The 15,890-nt window shown below is 70.6% G+C and carries 13 protein-coding genes and 2 pseudogenes; 12 read left to right on the forward strand and 3 right to left on the reverse strand.

Features of this window, described 5'->3' with window-relative positions:
* Positions 1-62: 62 nt before the first annotated feature.
* From rfbB to ACFW6B_RS31625, 10 genes and pseudogenes are all read left to right on the forward strand, one after another.
* The gene (rfbB, locus tag ACFW6B_RS31580; RefSeq protein ID WP_386601390.1) at positions 63-1,052 is read left to right on the forward strand and encodes a dTDP-glucose 4,6-dehydratase; all 990 of its coding nucleotides are present in this window, start codon (positions 63-65) and stop codon (positions 1,050-1,052) included.
* Positions 1,049-1,957 carry a dTDP-4-dehydrorhamnose reductase gene (gene rfbD / locus ACFW6B_RS31585; RefSeq protein ID WP_386601393.1) on the forward strand — a complete coding sequence of 303 codons (909 nt, stop codon included), beginning with the start codon at positions 1,049-1,051 and terminating at the stop codon, positions 1,955-1,957. The genes rfbB and rfbD overlap by 4 nt, the downstream gene beginning before the upstream one ends.
* An 88-nt stretch (positions 1,958-2,045) precedes the next feature.
* A complete protein-coding gene (locus ACFW6B_RS31590; protein ID WP_386601394.1) occupies positions 2,046-3,233 on the forward strand; it encodes an inositol-3-phosphate synthase in 1,188 nt (395 codons plus the stop codon).
* Positions 3,233-4,108, forward strand: coding sequence for an SCO3242 family prenyltransferase (locus ACFW6B_RS31595; RefSeq protein ID WP_386601396.1), 876 nt, complete (start codon positions 3,233-3,235; stop codon positions 4,106-4,108). Before ACFW6B_RS31590 ends, ACFW6B_RS31595 begins: the two co-directional genes overlap by 1 nt.
* Before the next feature lie 98 nt (positions 4,109-4,206).
* Positions 4,207-4,935 (forward strand): EboA domain-containing protein, encoded by a 729-nt coding sequence (locus tag ACFW6B_RS31600; protein ID WP_386601398.1) that lies wholly within the window; start codon positions 4,207-4,209, stop codon positions 4,933-4,935.
* Entirely contained in the window at positions 4,935-5,789 is an 855-nt protein-coding gene (locus ACFW6B_RS31605; RefSeq protein ID WP_386601400.1) for a TatD family hydrolase, read from the forward strand. The genes ACFW6B_RS31600 and ACFW6B_RS31605 overlap by 1 nt, the downstream gene beginning before the upstream one ends.
* A gap of 8 nt (positions 5,790-5,797) precedes the next feature.
* Complete coding sequence (eboE, locus tag ACFW6B_RS31610) at positions 5,798-6,970, forward strand: metabolite traffic protein EboE (RefSeq protein WP_386601402.1); 1,173 nt, start codon at positions 5,798-5,800, stop codon at positions 6,968-6,970.
* Positions 6,967-8,376, forward strand: a complete 1,410-nt coding sequence (locus ACFW6B_RS31615) for an alkaline phosphatase family protein (RefSeq protein WP_386601404.1) — start codon at positions 6,967-6,969, stop codon at positions 8,374-8,376. The genes eboE and ACFW6B_RS31615 overlap by 4 nt, the downstream gene beginning before the upstream one ends.
* Positions 8,373-8,828, forward strand: a pseudogene (locus tag ACFW6B_RS31620) (indole-3-glycerol-phosphate synthase); the annotation flags it as partial. The gene ACFW6B_RS31615 and the pseudogene ACFW6B_RS31620, both read left to right, overlap by 4 nt.
* 218 nt (positions 8,829-9,046) lie before the next feature.
* Positions 9,047-9,364 (forward strand): annotated as a pseudogene (locus ACFW6B_RS31625) (indole-3-glycerol-phosphate synthase TrpC); the annotation flags it as partial.
* A 65-nt stretch (positions 9,365-9,429) separates the two neighbouring features.
* Here the strand turns inward: ACFW6B_RS31625 and trpD are convergent.
* Positions 9,430-10,482, reverse strand: coding sequence for an anthranilate phosphoribosyltransferase (gene trpD / locus ACFW6B_RS31630; protein WP_386601407.1), 1,053 nt, complete (start codon positions 10,480-10,482; stop codon positions 9,430-9,432).
* Positions 10,483-10,629: 147 nt separating this feature from the next.
* On the opposite strand from trpD, the gene ACFW6B_RS31635 reads away from it, so the two are divergent.
* Entirely contained in the window at positions 10,630-12,054 is a 1,425-nt protein-coding gene (locus tag ACFW6B_RS31635; protein ID WP_386601409.1) for a PLP-dependent aminotransferase family protein, read from the forward strand.
* 41 nt (positions 12,055-12,095) lie between these two features.
* On the opposite strand, the gene ACFW6B_RS31640 is transcribed toward ACFW6B_RS31635, so the two are convergent.
* Together ACFW6B_RS31640 and ACFW6B_RS31645 are read right to left on the reverse strand one after the other, a co-directional pair.
* Positions 12,096-12,668, reverse strand: a complete 573-nt coding sequence (locus ACFW6B_RS31640) for an anthranilate synthase component II (RefSeq protein WP_386601411.1) — start codon at positions 12,666-12,668, stop codon at positions 12,096-12,098.
* Entirely contained in the window at positions 12,665-14,347 is a 1,683-nt protein-coding gene (locus ACFW6B_RS31645) for an anthranilate synthase component I family protein (protein ID WP_386601413.1), read from the reverse strand. The genes ACFW6B_RS31640 and ACFW6B_RS31645 overlap by 4 nt, the downstream gene beginning before the upstream one ends.
* A gap of 174 nt (positions 14,348-14,521) precedes the next feature.
* Here ACFW6B_RS31645 and ACFW6B_RS31650 point away from each other — a divergent pair, with 174 nt between their 5' ends.
* Positions 14,522-15,880: a class II 3-deoxy-7-phosphoheptulonate synthase gene (locus ACFW6B_RS31650; protein WP_386601415.1), complete on the forward strand. Its 1,359-nt coding sequence runs from the start codon at positions 14,522-14,524 to the stop codon at positions 15,878-15,880.
* Positions 15,881-15,890 lie beyond the last annotated feature (10 nt).

Genomic DNA, 15,890 nt, shown 5'->3' on the forward strand with positions numbered 1-15,890 from the left:
CGCTTAGGCGGATATGCCGGGCCCCGCTGCGAAGGCCATCACTCGGCTAAGCTCCGGCAGCCATGAGAATCCTCGTCACCGGTGGCGCCGGCTTCATAGGTTCGCAATTCGTCCGCGCCACGCTCTCCGGCACACTGCTTTCTCCGGCCGATGTCCAGGTCACCGTACTGGACAAACTCACCTACTCCGGCAACCTCACGAATCTCGCCCCGGTCGCCGACCATCCGGGCCTGACCTTCGTGCCCGGCGACATCACCGACGCCTACCTCGTCGATTCGGTGATGTCGGGCCATGACGCGGTAGTGCACTTCGCCGCCGAGTCGCATGTGGACCGCTCACTGATAGGGGCCCGCGACTTCGTGACATCGAACGTGCTGGGCACGCAGGCCTTGCTGGACGGGGCGCGCAGGCACCGGGTCGGCCGCTTCGTCCACGTCTCCACCGACGAAGTGTACGGCTCGATCGAGCGGGGTTCGTGGACCGAGAACCAGCCGCTGGCTCCCAACTCCCCCTACGCGGCCAGCAAGGCCAGCTCAGACCTGCTCGCCCTGGCCCAGCACCGCAGCCACGGCATGGACGTGGTCGTCACCCGCTGCTCGAACAACTACGGCCGCTACCACTTCCCGGAGAAGATGATCCCGCTGTTCATCACCCGGCTCATGGAGGGAGACCCGGTTCCGCTCTACGGCGACGGCGGCAACGTCCGGGACTGGTTGCACGTCTCGGACCATTGCGCCGGTATCGACCTGGTTCTGCATCGCGGCCGGGCCGGCGAGGTGTACCACATCGGCGGCGGTGTCGAGATGACCAACAAGGAGCTGACGGGGTTGCTCCTGGACGCCTGCGGGGCCGGCTGGGACCGGGTGGATTACGTCGCCAACCGCAAGGGGCACGACCTGCGGTACTCCCTGGACATCACGAAGATCCGCGACGAACTCGGTTACCGTCCGAGGGTCTCCTTCGCGGAGGGACTCGCCGACACCGTCCGCTGGTACCACGACAACCGCGACTGGTGGGAGCCGCTCCGGGAACGCGCGGAGCTCCCCCGGTGACGCGCTGGCTGGTCACCGGCGCGGCGGGAATGCTCGGCCGTGACGTCGTCGCGGCCCTGCGCGCGGCGGACGAGGAGCCCCGTACGACCGCGCTCGACCGCAACGGTCTCGACATCACGGACGCCGCGGCGGTGCGGGACGCGGTGGCGGGACATGATGTGGTGGTCAACACGGCGGCCTGGACGAACGTGGATGGTGCGGAAGCCGACGAAGCGGCAGCGAAGGCCGTCAACGCCACCGGTGTGCGTCAGCTGGCTGCCGCCTGTGCCCAGCACGGGGCCCGGCTGCTGCATGTCTCCACGGACTACGTTTTTCCCGGTGGGGGCACGGCCCCCTGGGCGGAGGACGCCGAACCGGCACCGGTCAACGCCTACGGCCGTACCAAGCTCGCGGGCGAACGTGCGGTCCGCGAACTACTGCCTGCGCACGGGTACACCATCCGCACGGCCTGGCTCTACGGGGCGCACGGCCCGAACTTCGTGACCACCATGCTGCGGCTGGCGGCCGAGCGCGACGAGTTGGAGGTCGTCGACGACCAGACGGGACAGCCCACCTGGACCGGCGCACTGGCCACGCGACTGGTGGAGCTGGGCCGGTCCGCGACAGCCGGCTCCGCCCCTCCCGGCATCTACCACGGGACCGCCGCAGGCCGGGCCACCTGGTGCGAGCTGGCCCGCTGCGCCTTCGTACGGGCCGGACTCGACCCAGCCCGGGTCAGGCCCGTGGGCTCCGACCGGTATCCCCGCACCGCACCGCGGCCGTCCTGGAGCGTCCTGGGACAGGAGGGCTGGGCACGGGCCGGCATGTCGCCCCTCGCCCCCTGGCGGACCATGCTGGAGCAGGCCTTCGCCGAGGGTGTCTTCGCCGCTCAGGTGCCGGTGTCCCGGGGCCGGTTGGACCCGTGATAGTGGCGAGTTGCCGGGTCCATAGAGCCGCCGACCATGCTGGCCCACCGAGACCGAACCAAGCACGGACACAACCGGAGGCGGAACCATGGCACAGCGGACCGGAGTGTGGCTGGTGGGCGCACGGGGATCGGTGGCCACCACCGTGGTGGCCGGCGCGGCAGCGCTCGCCGCCGGGCTTGCGGAGCCGACCGGCTGTGTCACGGAGAAGGAGCCGCTGCGCGGGCTTGCGCTGCCCGGATTCGGCGACCTGGTCTTCGGTGGGCACGACATCGTGGCAGTCCCCCTGCGCAAGCGGGCCGAACAACTCGTGGACGCGGGGGTGCTGCCCCCGTTCGTGACCGCCGCGCTCGGCGAGGCGCTGGAAAGGGCCGACCGGGAGGTCCGCTTGGGCACCCGGCCCGCGGCCGGCGGACCCCAGGCGCGGCACGCCGACGCACTCGCCGCCGACCTGGTGTCCTTCCGCGAGCTCAATGGCCTGGACACCGTGGTGGTCGTCAACCTCTCCTCCACTGAACCGGACGTCGACCCGGCCGGGTTGCCGACCACACCCGCGGAGCTGCGCCTGACACTGGAGGAACGGGCGGACGTGCTGCCGCCGAGTTCCCTGTACGCGTACGCGTCCCTACTCGCGGGCTGCGCGTACGTGGACTTCACGCCCTCGACGGGCATCCGGCTGCCCGCGCTCGAGTCGCTCGCCGTCGACCTCGGCGTGCCGTACACGGGGCGTGACGGTAAGACCGGCGAGACCCTGGTCAAGAGCGTGCTCGCGCCGATGTTCGCGCAGCGTGCGCTTCGGGTGCGGTCCTGGTCGGGCACGAACCTGCTGGGCGGCGGCGACGGAGCGACGCTCCGGGACCCGAGGGCGGCCCGGAGCAAGACCCGGTCCAAGAACCAGGTGCTGGAGCGGATCCTCGGGCACCGTGTGCAGGGCGAGACACACATTGACGATGTACCCGACCTCGGGGAGTGGAAGACGGCCTGGGACCACATCGGCTTCGAGGGGTTCCTCGGAGTGCGGATGACACTGCAGTTCACCTGGCAGGGCTGCGACTCGGCGCTCGCCGCGCCCCTGGTGCTCGACCTGGTCCGACTCATGGCGATCGCCCGCAGGTCGGGGGCGAGCGGGCCACAGACCCAGTTCGGATTCTTCTTCAAGGATCCCGTCGAGGAGAGCCTCGCCACCGCGGCCGGGGTGCCGGGCGCACGGCCGGAGCACGCGCTCGACGCGCAGTACGGGGCGCTGCTCGGCTGGGCCGGGTCGGTGAGGCTCTGATGCCCCGCGCTCTGTACGAACTCGTGCGCGCTCCCGCCGCGCTGACAGTGCCCGGCGACGTGCTGGCCGGAGCGACGGCCGCAGGAGCACCTCTGCGTTCCGAGGTCGTCGGCCTCGCCGCCGCCTCGATCTGTCTGTACTGGGCCGGCATGGCGCTCAACGACTACGCCGACCGGACCATCGACGCCTACGAGCGCTCGCATCGTCCAGTGCCGTCGGGACGGGTCCGTGCGGGCACCGCGCTGGCCGTCGCCGTCGGCGGCACCGCGGCGGGGATCGGACTGACTGCACTCAGTGGCGGACGCAGGGCGCTCGCCGTGGCCGTGCCGCTGGCGGCCACCGTGTGGGCGTACGACATGAAGCTCAAGTCGAGTCCCTGCGGCCCGGCGGCGATGGCCCTCGCGCGCGGGCTCGACGTCATGCTGGGCGCCACGGCGGGCGGGCGGCGGGGCATGGCCCATGCCCTGTTCCCTGCCGTAACAATGGCAGCCCACACGGCCGCGGTGACCCGGCTGAGCCGGGGCGAGGTGTACGGAGCGTCGGCCGCCGTGCCGGTCGCGACGCTCACGGTTACCGCCGCGGTCGCCGCGACGACCGCCCTCCCCCTTCAGGCCGGTCGTCGAGTCCGGCCCGCCAGGGTGGCCCAGACCGCCCTGGCGGGCTGGTACGCCTATCGCTTCGGCGTCCCCCAAGCGGCGGCTGCCGTGCAGCCCACCGCGGACCGGATCCGCGCGTCCGTCGGCGCCGGCATTCACGCCATGGTGCCGCTCCAGGCGGCGCTCACCGCGCGGGCCGGCGCACCGCTGCCCGCGCTGCTGCTCGCCGCGGCACTCCCGCCGATCCGACGCCTCTCCCGACGGGTGTCTCCCACATGAGCGCCCTGGACGGGACGGACCGTCACCCTTCACCGGGAGCCCACACGCCTCACGTGCCCGACGCCGATGAGAGACCGTGCAGTTCGCCGCAGGGCTCCGTGACCGGGACTCCCTCGCTCGCCGCTCTCGAGATCCCCCTGACCTCGGTACCCGCTCGCCGCAACCGCAGTGGGGACGCGGCCTGTGGCACGCCGTCCCCCGCCGACCTGCGGTTCGCCCTGGAGCGTGCGCTCGACCCGGCCGCTGCCGCGTGGCTGAGCACGGCCGGGGAACGAGTCCGTGCATCGGCCGGAGAGATCGCCTCGTTGTTCCCGGCCGCCGGGCGCTCTTGCGGGCACGGGCCACTGCCCGGGCTTTCCGACTGGACCATGGCGGACGCGGCGCGCGCACTCCTGCTGCTGGCCGTGCCGGTGCGGGACGATCGGCGGCTCGCCGAGACCCTGACCTGCTACCGGTACGGCGACGCGGCTGAACGCCTTTCCGTACTGCGGTCGTTACCGCTGCTCGGGCTCGGCCCGGCGGCGATCGAACTGACCGAGGACGCGCTGCGGACCAACGACGGCCGACTACTGAAAGCCGCCGTGGGACCGTACGCAGCGCGCCACCTGAGCCAGCCGCTGTGGCGCCACGCGGTACTCAAGTGCCTTTTCACGGAGGTGCCGTTGTCCTCCGTCGCGGCGCTCCGCGACCGCTGCGACGCGCCGCTGCTGCGAATGCTGGGCGACCTCGTGCGGGAACGTGAGGCCGCGGGCCGCCCGGCGCCGCCCGACGCGGTGGCGCTGCTCGCCGCACCCCCCACCGTCCCACCGACCAGGAGTGGTGTGTGATGCAGATTCTCGACCCGCACATCCATATGACGTCCCGAACCACCGACGACTATCGGGCCATGCGCGCCGCTGGGGTGCGCTGCGTCGTAGAGCCCGCCTTCTGGCTGGGACAGCCGCGCACGAGCGTGGGCAGCTTCACCGACTACTTCGACACGCTGCTGGGGTGGGAGCCCTACCGGGCCGTTCAGTTCGGTATCGCCCACCACTGCGCGTTGGCGCTCAACCCCAAGGAGGCCAACGACCCGCGCTGCATCGGCGTACTGGATCTACTGCCCCGCTATCTGGCGAAGGACTCGGTGGTGGCCGTCGGTGAGATCGGCTTCGACTCCGGGACGCCCGAGGAGGAGAAGGCGTTCGCGGCACAGCTCGACCTCGCGCGGGAGCACGGACTGCCCGCCTTGGTGCACACGCCTCACCGTGACAAGGCCGCGGGTACCGCGCGCTCCCTGGATCTGATCGCAGCATCCGGCATCGACCCGGCCCTGGTGGCGCTGGACCACCTCAACGAGGTGACAGTGGCCGATGTCGTGGACACCGGCTGCTGGATGGGGTTCTCGATCTATCCCGACACCAAGATGGATCCGGACCGGATGGTACGCATCCTGAAGCAGTACGGCACCGAGCGGGTGTTGGTGAACTCCGCGGCCGACTGGGGCCACAGCGACCCCCTGCTCACCCGAGCGACCGGGGAGGCAATGCTCGCGGCCGGATTCGATGAGGACGCCGTGGACCAGGTGCTGTGGCGCAACCCGGTCGCCTTCTACGGGCAGAGCGGTCGGCTCCGACCGGACTCGGCGTCCGCAACGGCCTACGCCGCCCATAAGGGCAACTCTATTCTCCGCGGGGGGAGTTGAGAGAGCATATGCGCTTCACGCATCCGGACGGCAGCACCGTCCATCTCGCGTACTGCACCAATGTGCACCCCGCCGAGTCGCTTGAGGGGATCCTCGCCCAGCTGGACCGCCATGCCGTGCCGGTACGGGAACGTCTGGCCGTGGACCGGCTCGGCGTGGGCCTGTGGATCCCGCGGCAGGCCGCGGACGAGCTCGCCGTCGACCCCGCGGCCGTGGCTGGGCTGCGCCGCGCGCTCACCGACCGCGGTCTGGAGGTCCTGTCCCTCAACGCCTTTCCCTACCAGGGTTTTCACGCGCCCCGGGTCAAGCGAAACGTCTATCTCCCGGACTGGGCCGACGCCGCGAGGCTGCGCTACACCCTCGATCTGGCGCGCGTGCTATCCCGGCTGCTGCCGGACGACGCCGTTCGAGGCAGCATCTCCACACTGCCTCTGGGCTGGCGCGCCTGGTGGTCACCGCAGCGGCAGGCGGCCGCCGAGGACGCCCTCGACCGACTCGCCGTGGGCCTCGCCACGCTCGCCGCCGAAGAAGGGCGGCCGGTCCGGGTCGGCTTCGAGCCCGAACCGGGCTGTGTCGTCGAGCGCACCGAGCACGCCGTACGGCTGCTGGCGAACCGCGACCCGGAGGCACTGGGGATCTGCCTGGACACCTGCCATCTCGCCGTGGCCTTCGAGGAACCCGCGGCCGCACTGGAGCAGCTGGCGGCCGCCGGAGTGTCCGTCGTGAAGCTCCAGGCCTCCTGTGCCCTGCACGTGCCGCGGCCCCGGTCCCCGGAGGCAAGGACCGTGCTCTCGGATTTCGTCGAACCCCGGTTCCTGCACCAGACAAGGGAGTCGGCTCCCCCCCTGCCGATGCCCGCGGACGACCTGGACGAGGCGCTCGGCCCAGACGGACTGCCAGGAGACGCTGCCTGGCGCGTCCACTTCCACGTACCGCTGCACGCCGATCCGCAGCCACCGCTGGACTCCACCCGTCCGGTGCTCGAAGCCACCCTGGCCGGGTTGTTCGGCGGGCCTGCAGCCGGCACGGACCACGTCGAGGTCGAGACGTACACCTGGAACGTGCTGCCGCCCGGGCAGCGCCCCGCGGGCCCGTCGGCCCTGACACGGGGCATCGCGGCGGAACTCGACTGGACGCGCGGCAAGTTGCGTGGGCTCGGGCTGAAGGAGGACGGCCGATGAACTCACGCCGAGCGGTGGCGGTCCTGTGCACGGTCGGGGTCACTCCACGGCTGCTGCCCCATATGCCGCATCTGCGCGCGATCGGCGAGGAGGGCTTTACCTCCCTGCTGACGACCGTCTTCCCCGCTGTGACCTCCACGGTCCAGGCCAGTGTCATCACCGGACTGCATCCCGGCGAGCACGGTGCCGTCGCCAACGGCTGGTATGCCCGCGACCACGGCGAGGTGCGCTTCTGGGGGCAGCACAACGGCCTCGTGGCCGGCGAAAAGGTGTGGCAGGCCGCACGCGCACTGGACCCTTCGCACCGCAGCGCCTACCTGTGCTGGTGGTACGCGATGGGCGCCGACGTCGACACCATCCTGACGCCGCGTCCGGTGTACCGCTACGACGGCAGGAAGGAACCCGATTGCTACACCCGTCCGGTCGGGCTGCGGGACGCCCTCACCGACGCGTTCGGACCGTTTCCCCTGTTCCGGTACTGGGGCCCGGCCGCAGACATCTCCGCCACCGAGTGGATCGTCGCCGCAGCACGTCTCGTGGTGCGGACCGTCTCGCCCGACCTCTCGTTCGTGTACATCCCGCATCTCGACTACGACCTGCAGCGGTACGGGCCCGACGGCCCCGAGGCGATCCGGGCCGCGCGCATGGCCGACGCCGCCCTTGCCCCGTTGCTGAGCGAACTGCGTGGGCGGGGCACCACGGTGGTGGCGCTGAGCGAGTACGGCATCACCGCCGCGCGCCGACCCGTCGACATCAACCGGGCGCTGCGGCGCGCGGGTCTGCTCTCCGTGTATGCCCAGCGCGGCATGGAGTACCTGGACCCCCACACGTCCCGCGCGTTCGCCGTGGCTGACCATCAGGTGGCGCAGGTGTATGTCGCCGACCCGGCGGACGTCCCGCGGGTCCGGGACGTGGTGCGCGAACTGCCGGGCGTGGACGAGGTGCTCGACCGGCCCGGACAGCTGAAGCTCGGGGCGGGGCACGAGCGGTCGGGCGAGTTGGTCGCGGTCGCGGAGCCGGACGCCTGGTTCACGTACTACTACTGGCTCGACGCCGCATGCGCACCGGACTTCGCGCGCGGTGTGGAGATCCACCGCAAGCCCGGCTACGACCCGGCGGAACTCTTCTTCGATCCGGACGACCGCTGGGTGAAGGGGCGGGCCGCGCTCACCCTGTTGCGCAAACGGGCCGGGATGCGGGCTCCGATGACCGTGGTGCCGCTGGACGCGTCGGTGGTGCGCGGCACCCACGGCCGACTGCCCGACGACGCACGTGACGCACCGGTGTTCCTCTGCTCCGATCCGGCCGCGGAGCGCGAGCGCTGGCACGTCACGGATGTGAAGGACCTGATCCTGCGGCTGTCGGGACTCGTCCCCGCATCGTGTGCGAGGAGTGGCACCGCGTGAACGTACTCGACTCGATCGTGAACGGGGTGCTCGCCGATCTGGCGGTGCGCCGCAGCCGGGTACCCCTGACGGAGCTGCGGCGGCGGGCAGCCGCCGCGCCGGTGGCCCTGGACGGAGTGGCGGCGCTGCGCTCGGACGCCGGAGTGCGCGTGATCGCCGAGGTGAAGCGGATCAGTCCGTCCGCCGGACACCTCGCGGACATCCCGGACCCCGCGGCGCTGGCCGGCGCGTACGAGGACGGCGGCGCGGCGGCCGTCAGCGTGCTGACCGAGGAACGGCACTTCGGCGGCAATCTCGAGGACCTCGGCGCGGTGCGGCGACGGGTGCGGATTCCCGTACTGCGCAAGGACTTCGTGGTGAGCCGCTATCAGGTGTGGGAGGCACGGGCCCATGGCGCGGACCTGGTGCTGCTGATCGTGACCGCACTGGACCGCGAACGCCTGCCGGCCCTAGGGCCTGTCGTCAAATTCCCGTCGTCGCCCGAAGGGCGGTCTCGCGGCGTCTGGTGCGTGCTCTGGGGGTACCCCCTGCTCGAAGAGCTCGGGGGAGTGCCGGGCGGAAGTCCTCGTACTGGACGTACTGGGGCTTTCGCCCGGTGCGGCGAGAGGGCGTGCCAGGCGTCGCGAGGCAGACGGGAATTTGACGACAGGCCCTAGTGGCTCAGGCACGTGGCGCCGGGCTGACCCCGTTGGTCGAGGCGCACGATGCGGAGGAGATCGCCCGGGCCGTCGACGCGGGAGCGGAGGTGATCGGCATCAACAACCGGGATCTGCGCAACCTGAAGGTGGACCGGACGGCGTTCGCCAGGCTCGCCGGGCGGGTCCCGGACGGCGTGGTGCGGGTCGCCGAGTCGGGCATCCGCGATGCGCGGGACGTGGCCGCCTGTGCCGCGGCGGGTGCGGACGCCGTACTCGTCGGCACGGCCCTCGTGACAGGTGACGGGCCGAGCGCTGCGGTTCGCGCCCTGCGCGAGGCCGGACACCGCTGAACTTCCGGCCGTGGGGGGCGGGGCGATGGTATCGACACCGCGCTGCCACGACTGCGTGGCCGTCCTCAACCCTCGGCGGCCCGCTTGCCGGTGAGCTCCACCCACCGCTGCAGCAGGGCGGCGGCCGCGCCTGAGTCGATCGCCTCGGCGCAGGGTCCGAGCTCCCTGGCGATACGTTCGGCAACGGGCAGCGACGCGGGGCGCAGCGCGGCGAGCCCCGCGGCGGCGGACAGCAGCACCGCGTCGCGTACCGGTCCCCGTTCCCCGGCGAGTAGTGCGCGTACGACCCCAGCGTTGTGCTCGGCGTTCCCGCCGCGCAGTTCCTCGGCGCGGACGCGGGCGATGCCGACGTCCAGCGGGTCGAACGTCTCCCGGCAGACCGTCCCGTCCTGGACCGACCAGACCTTGGAGGTAGTCGTGACCGTCAGTTCGTCCAGCCCGTCATCACCGCGGAAGACCAACGCGCTGACCCCTCGGCGGGCCAGCACTCCGGCAATCAGCGGGGCGGTTCGGGCATGGGCTGTGCCAACCGCCTGGGCCGTGGGTGAGGCCGGGTTGGACAGCGGGCCCAGCAGGTTGAAGACCGTGGCGACGCCCAGTTCCCGCCGGGTCGGGGCGGCGTGCCGCATCGCGGGGTGGAAGTGCGGGGCGAAGCAGAAGGTGATCCCGGCTTCTTCTGCCATGCCCTCGATGTCGCGCGGCGGCAGTTCCAGGACGACTCCCAGCCGCTCCAGCACATCGGCGGAGCCGCACGCGGAGGAGGCCGAGCGGTTGCCGTGCTTGGTCACCCGGGCACCCGCGCCGGCCGCCACGATCGCGCCCATCGTCGAGATGTTGACGGTGCCGGCTCCATCCCCGCCGGTGCCGACGATGTCCAGGGTCGGCCCGGGTACGGTCAGCCGCACGGCGTGCGCGAGCAGCCCGCTGACCAGGCCCGACACCTCGTCCACGGTCTCGCCCTTGGCGCGCAGTGCCACCAGCAGCCCGGCAAGTCGAGCCGGGCTCACCTCACCGCGCATGACACTTTCCATCGCCCACACCGTGTCGTCGGACGTCAGATCCGTGCGGCTCAGCACCGCTTCGAGCAGTCCGGGCCAGTCCCGCTCCGTTTCCCGCACCGAAATCCCCTCCAGTATCGTCGCGCCCCCGCCGGATGGGCGCGGGCCGTCCCACGGATCAGTCTGGAAGCCGCCGCACCTGCCGCACCAGACCAGTCGGGAGCGTCGCCGACGGTCCAATCTCCTTGTTTCACAAGTGAGTTGTTGATGACGTGGCTGGCCTCGGTCGAGGTCTCACGGGATTCCTCTCAACCTCTGACCAGTCAGATCCAGACGGCGGTCAAACGGGAGATCGCCGAGGGCGCTCTGCGTCCGGGCACCCGTCTGCCGTCCAGCCGGGCGCTCGCCGACGATCTGCGCGTCTCACGCAGCGTGGTGGTGGAGGCGTACGGGCAGCTGATCGCGGAGGGATATCTGGAGGCGGTACAGGGATCGGGCACCCGGGTGGCCGCGCATCTCGCCCCAGCCCCGCGGGCTCCGACCCTGCTCGACGAGGGTCGGGTGCCTGCGGTGCGCTGGGATCTGCGGACCGGCGGGGCGGTACCGGCACACTTCCCGCACCGGGAGTGGGCCGGGGCGTACCAGCGGGCACTGCAGAGTGTGGGGCGTGCGGAACTCGGCTATCCGCCGCTGTCGGGCGTCCGGCCGCTGCGCGAGGAGCTGGCGCGCTATCTGGGCCGGGTGCGTGGGGTGCGCACCGTACCCGAACAGATCATGGTGGTACAGGGTTTCGCACATGGGCTGGCGTTGCTGTGCTCGGCACTTCCCCGACTGGGTGTGGGGACAGTGGCGGTAGAGGACCCGGGCCTGGTCCGCCAGCACCGGTTCGTCCAAGAGGCCGGCCTGCCGACCGTACCCGTCCCCGTCGACGCCGAGGGCATCGACGTCTCGGCGCTGGCCCGCAGCGGGGTACGGGCGGTCCTGGTGACGCCGTTCCACCAGTTCCCCACAGGGGTCACCTTGTCCCCGCGGCGTCGGGCCGAGCTCGTCGACTGGGCGAGGAGGACGGACAGCTACCTGATCGAGGACGACTACGACGGTGACTTCTGGCTGGAACGCCACCCGCACCCACTGGCCCTGCAGCGGATGGCGCCCGACCGTGTCGTGTACGCGGGCACGGCCAGCAAAGCCCTGGCTCCCGTTCTGCGGCTCGGCTGGCTGGCCGCACCGCCGGCCCTGCTCGCCGTGCTGGAACAGGTACGCGGCGAACGCGACCTCGGTGCGGAAGGGTTGACCCAGCTGGCCTATGCCGAGTTGCTGCGGGGCGGCGCCCTGGACCGCCACCTGCGCCGTCTAAGGGCCCGCTACCGGGGCCGCCGACAGGCCCTAGGCCAGGCAGTCCACCGACATCTTCCGGGTACGACCATAATCGGTGTGGCAGCCGGGCTGCACGCCTGTCTACGGTTTCCCCCGGGCACCGATGAAGCGCTGCTGGTGGCAGGAGCGCTTCGCCACTCCGTGCTGGTGCGCGGGGGAAGGGAGTTCGTCACGCTCGACCGCAGGCCCGACCCCGCGCTGGTGATCGGCTACGCCGGGCTTCCCACGACCGCGCTGGTCGATGCGGTGCGCGAACTCGGCCGGGTCTGGACGATATTGCCCCGCGGACAACGAGGCACGACGTGGTCCGCCTGAGGGCCGGTGCGACGGCCGGCCCTCGTCTGCCGTGGTGCTGGTCAGCGGTGCGCCACGGAGAGAAAGTCGGCGAGCATGTCCAATCCGCCGGTGGTGGTGATGCTCTCCGGGTGGAACTGCACCCCCTCGATGGGGAGTTCGCGATGGCGCAGCCCCATCACGTATCCGTCGTCCTGTGAACGGGCCGTTACCGTCAGCTGCGTCGGCAGCGGCTCGGCCACCACGAGCGAGTGGTAGCGCGTGACCTCCACGGCCCGCGGGGCCCGTGCGAACAGCCCCATGCCGTCGTGTCTTACGGTGCTGGTCCGGCCGTGCATCAGATGATCCGCGACCTGGACACGGCCGCCGTGGGCGAGCGCGATGGCCTGGTGTCCCAGGCAGACCCCCAGCAGGGGCACCTCTCCTGCGAAACGGTGGACCAGTTCAACATGCCCCGAATCGGCGGGATGCCCGGGCCCCGGCCCCAGGACGACCGCGTCGGGACGCCTGGCGGCGAGTTCGTCCGGACTCCTGGTGCCGGACCGCACGACCTGCGTCCGCACGCCGAGGGAGCGGATGTAGCGGTCGATGATGTGCGTGAAGCTGTCGTACGCATCCACGATCAGAACGTTCACGCCATCCGCCCCTCGCCCGCCGCTTCCGTGTACGCCCCGGATCCGGGACCGTCCCCCACCAATTCCTCCCCGGTCAGGGCCCAGTACGCGGCGCCCATCTTCGCCAGCGTCTCGTCCCATTCGGCCTCGGCCCGGGACTCTGCGACGATTCCGGCCGAGCTCTGGGTCGAGAAGATCCCGGCGTCGTACGCGATCGTTCTGATGCACAGGGCAAGTTCGGCCCATCCGCATACGTCGATGAGCCCCACCGCCCCCGCGTAACTTCCCCGGGCCTGACCCTCCAGAGCGTTGATAATCTCCATGGCGCGCAGTTTGGGGGCGCCGCTCATGGTGCCGGCGGGGAAGGTCGCGCGCAGCGCGTCCCAGGCCGAGGTGCCTGGTTCGAGCCGACCTCGCACCGTCGAGACGAGGTGGAAGACGTGGGAGAAACCCTCGACCGTCATCAGGCTGTCCACGGGCAGGGTGCCGGGCAGGCTGACCCGGCCGATGTCGTTGCGGCACAGATCGACGAGCATGATGTGCTCTGCCAGCTCCTTGGAGCTGGCCAGCATCTCCTTGACGCGCCTGTCGTTCTCCTCCTGATCGGGGCCGCGCCGGGTGGTCCCCGCGATCGGACGCATGGTGATCTCGCCGTCCACGCTGCGGAAGAACAACTCGGGGCTCGCACCGATGAGTTCGCCCTTGGCGCGCGGTAGCAGGTACATGTACGGCGAGGGGTTGCGGGCGCGCAACCGACGGTAGACGTCTGGTGGCGTCAACTCACTGAGTACGTCGATGCGGTGGCCGAGCTGAATCTGGTAGATGTCACCCACACCGATATGTTCCAGGCAGATTCTGGCCCGCTCCAGGAACGTCTCGCGTGCCACGGAGTCCCGTACGGCCCGCGCGCGGGGCGCTTCGGGGGTGGCGGTGGCAGGAGCAGCGGCCGCCTGCCTGGCCAGGGCCGCGAGGTCGAGCAAGTGACGCGGCGGGAAGACCCCGCCGTCCACGGGATCGGCCCGCAGCAACCGGATGTCGCCGGTGCCGGGTTTGTACCACACCGTGTCACGGAATAGCGTGAGGGTGAGGTCCGGCGGGCCCACGTCCTCGTCACGGCGGGGCAGTTCTTCCATGTGCCAAGCCGCCTCGTAAGCGACGCTGGTCAGGAATCCGAAGGTGTAAGAGGACGCCGCGAGCTCGGTTTCCACCTGGAACAGGTCCTGGGCGGCAGCCAACAGCCGCCACACCTGATCCGGTTCGGTCGGCGTGAATCTCGCTACGGTGTCGTCGGTCGGCGGTTCGGCGGTGAGCCCGGCGCGGGCGGCGCACCCGGCGAAGGCCGCAGCCAGAGACGGTGCGCCATCGATCTCCACATGCCGGGCATGCACTCGGATCTCTGCAAGCCGGCCGAGCCCGACGACGGTCGGCCCTCGGTGCTCCGCAGGTCCGCCCAGGCCCTCCAGCAGGAACACCTCACGGGCACCGAATTCATGACGCAGCAGTGTGTAGAGCTCGATGGCCGCGTGAGGGGGCAGCCGGGTATCGGTGACCCGCACGCCGAGGGAAACGGGTGCGGGAGCGAGGTCCAGTGTGCGCGTGGATGCGTGCATGGCACTCCTTCGCGTCGTCGATGTCCGGGGCCCCGTCTGGCGGATGACCACCGACGGATGCCCGGGATATTCACGCCGGGTGAATTCCACTACAGACAATCACCGCTCCGTCGCACGGACCAGACCATTTCTCCGGCCGCAATACAGACCACTGCCATGATGCTTGCCCGGAACCATCGAGCATGGATTCACTGTGGATACCGGACTCACGGAACCGTCACGGAAAAATCCGCGACCATCTTTCGAAAGGGCTGATCGAACGCGATGGAAACGCAGCCGAATCACCATCCGGGACCGTGCGCGAAACAACAGCCGGCGTGGCCGGACGCATCCGTTCTGTGTTCTGTGGTCGACGAGTTGTCGACGGCCCCGCCCCTGGTGTTCGGGGCGGAATGCGACCAGCTCCGTGCCCGGCTCGGCGAGGTGGCCCTGGGACGGGCGTTCCTGCTGCAGGGCGGCGACTGCGCGGAGACGTTCGCCGGGGTGACCGCCGACGGGATACGCGGCAAGCTGCGAACCCTGCTGCAGATGGCGGTGGTGCTCACCTACGGCGCGTCCGTCCCGGTGGTCAAGGTCGGCAGGCTCGCGGGCCAGTTCGCCAAACCCCGCTCCAGCCCCGTGGAGTTGCGGGACGGCACCGAGCTGCCCTCCTACCAGGGCGACGCGGTGAACGGGCCGGGCTTCACGGTTCGGGACCGGACACCCGACCCGCACCGCATGCGCACCATGTATGAGAAGTCGGCGGTCGTCCTCAATCTGGTACGGGCCTTCGCCGCCGACGACGCCGACCTGCATCAGGCGCATACCTGGAACCAGGGTTTCGTCGCGCACTCACCCGAAGGCGCGCGCTATGCCGCACTGGCCGACGAGATCGACCGGGCTCTCGCGTTCATGGCCGCGTGCGGCGTCGATCCGGCCGGGGTCCGCACCACGGAGGTGTTCGCCAGTCACGAGGGACTCCTGCTCGACTACGAAAGGGCGCTGGCACGCCGGGATCCGGTCTCCGGCAGGACCTATGCCACGAGCGGCCATCTGCTGTGGATCGGTGAACGCACCCGGAACCTGGACGGCCCGCACGTCGAGTTCTTCTCCCGGGTCGCCAACCCCTTAGCGGTGAAGCTGGGGCCGACCACGACACCCGACGAGGTGCTCGGCTACGCCGAGCGGCTCGACCCGGAACGGGAGCCCGGACGGCTCACCTTCATCGTACGGATGGGCGCGAAGAACGTACGGGAACTACTGCCCCCGCTCATCGAAAAGAGCCTCGCTGAAGGAGTTCGAGTGGGCTGGGTATGCGATCCCATGCATGGCAACACATTCACCGCTCCGGACGGCCGAAAAACGCGCCAGGTGGCGGAAATCCTGGACGAGCTGCGCGGCTTCTTCGAGGTCCACCGAGAATTGGGCACCTACCCAGGTGGAGCACATATCGAACTCACCGGTGACGACGTCACGGAATGCGTGGGCGGCAGTGACGAAATCCGAGCGAGTCAGCTGCACCGGCGTTATGAGACGGCGTGCGACCCTAGACTCAACCGGAGCCAGTCACTCGATCTGGCGTTTCTCGTCGCCGAGATGCTCCGCGAACGCGCCGCCGAGCCCGGGCGCGATATCACGTCGTAGACGCCCGGGC

Origin of the sequence: Streptomyces sp. NPDC058751 (assembly GCF_042746485.1) — a bacterium.
Lineage (GTDB): Bacteria > Actinomycetota > Actinomycetes > Streptomycetales > Streptomycetaceae > Streptomyces.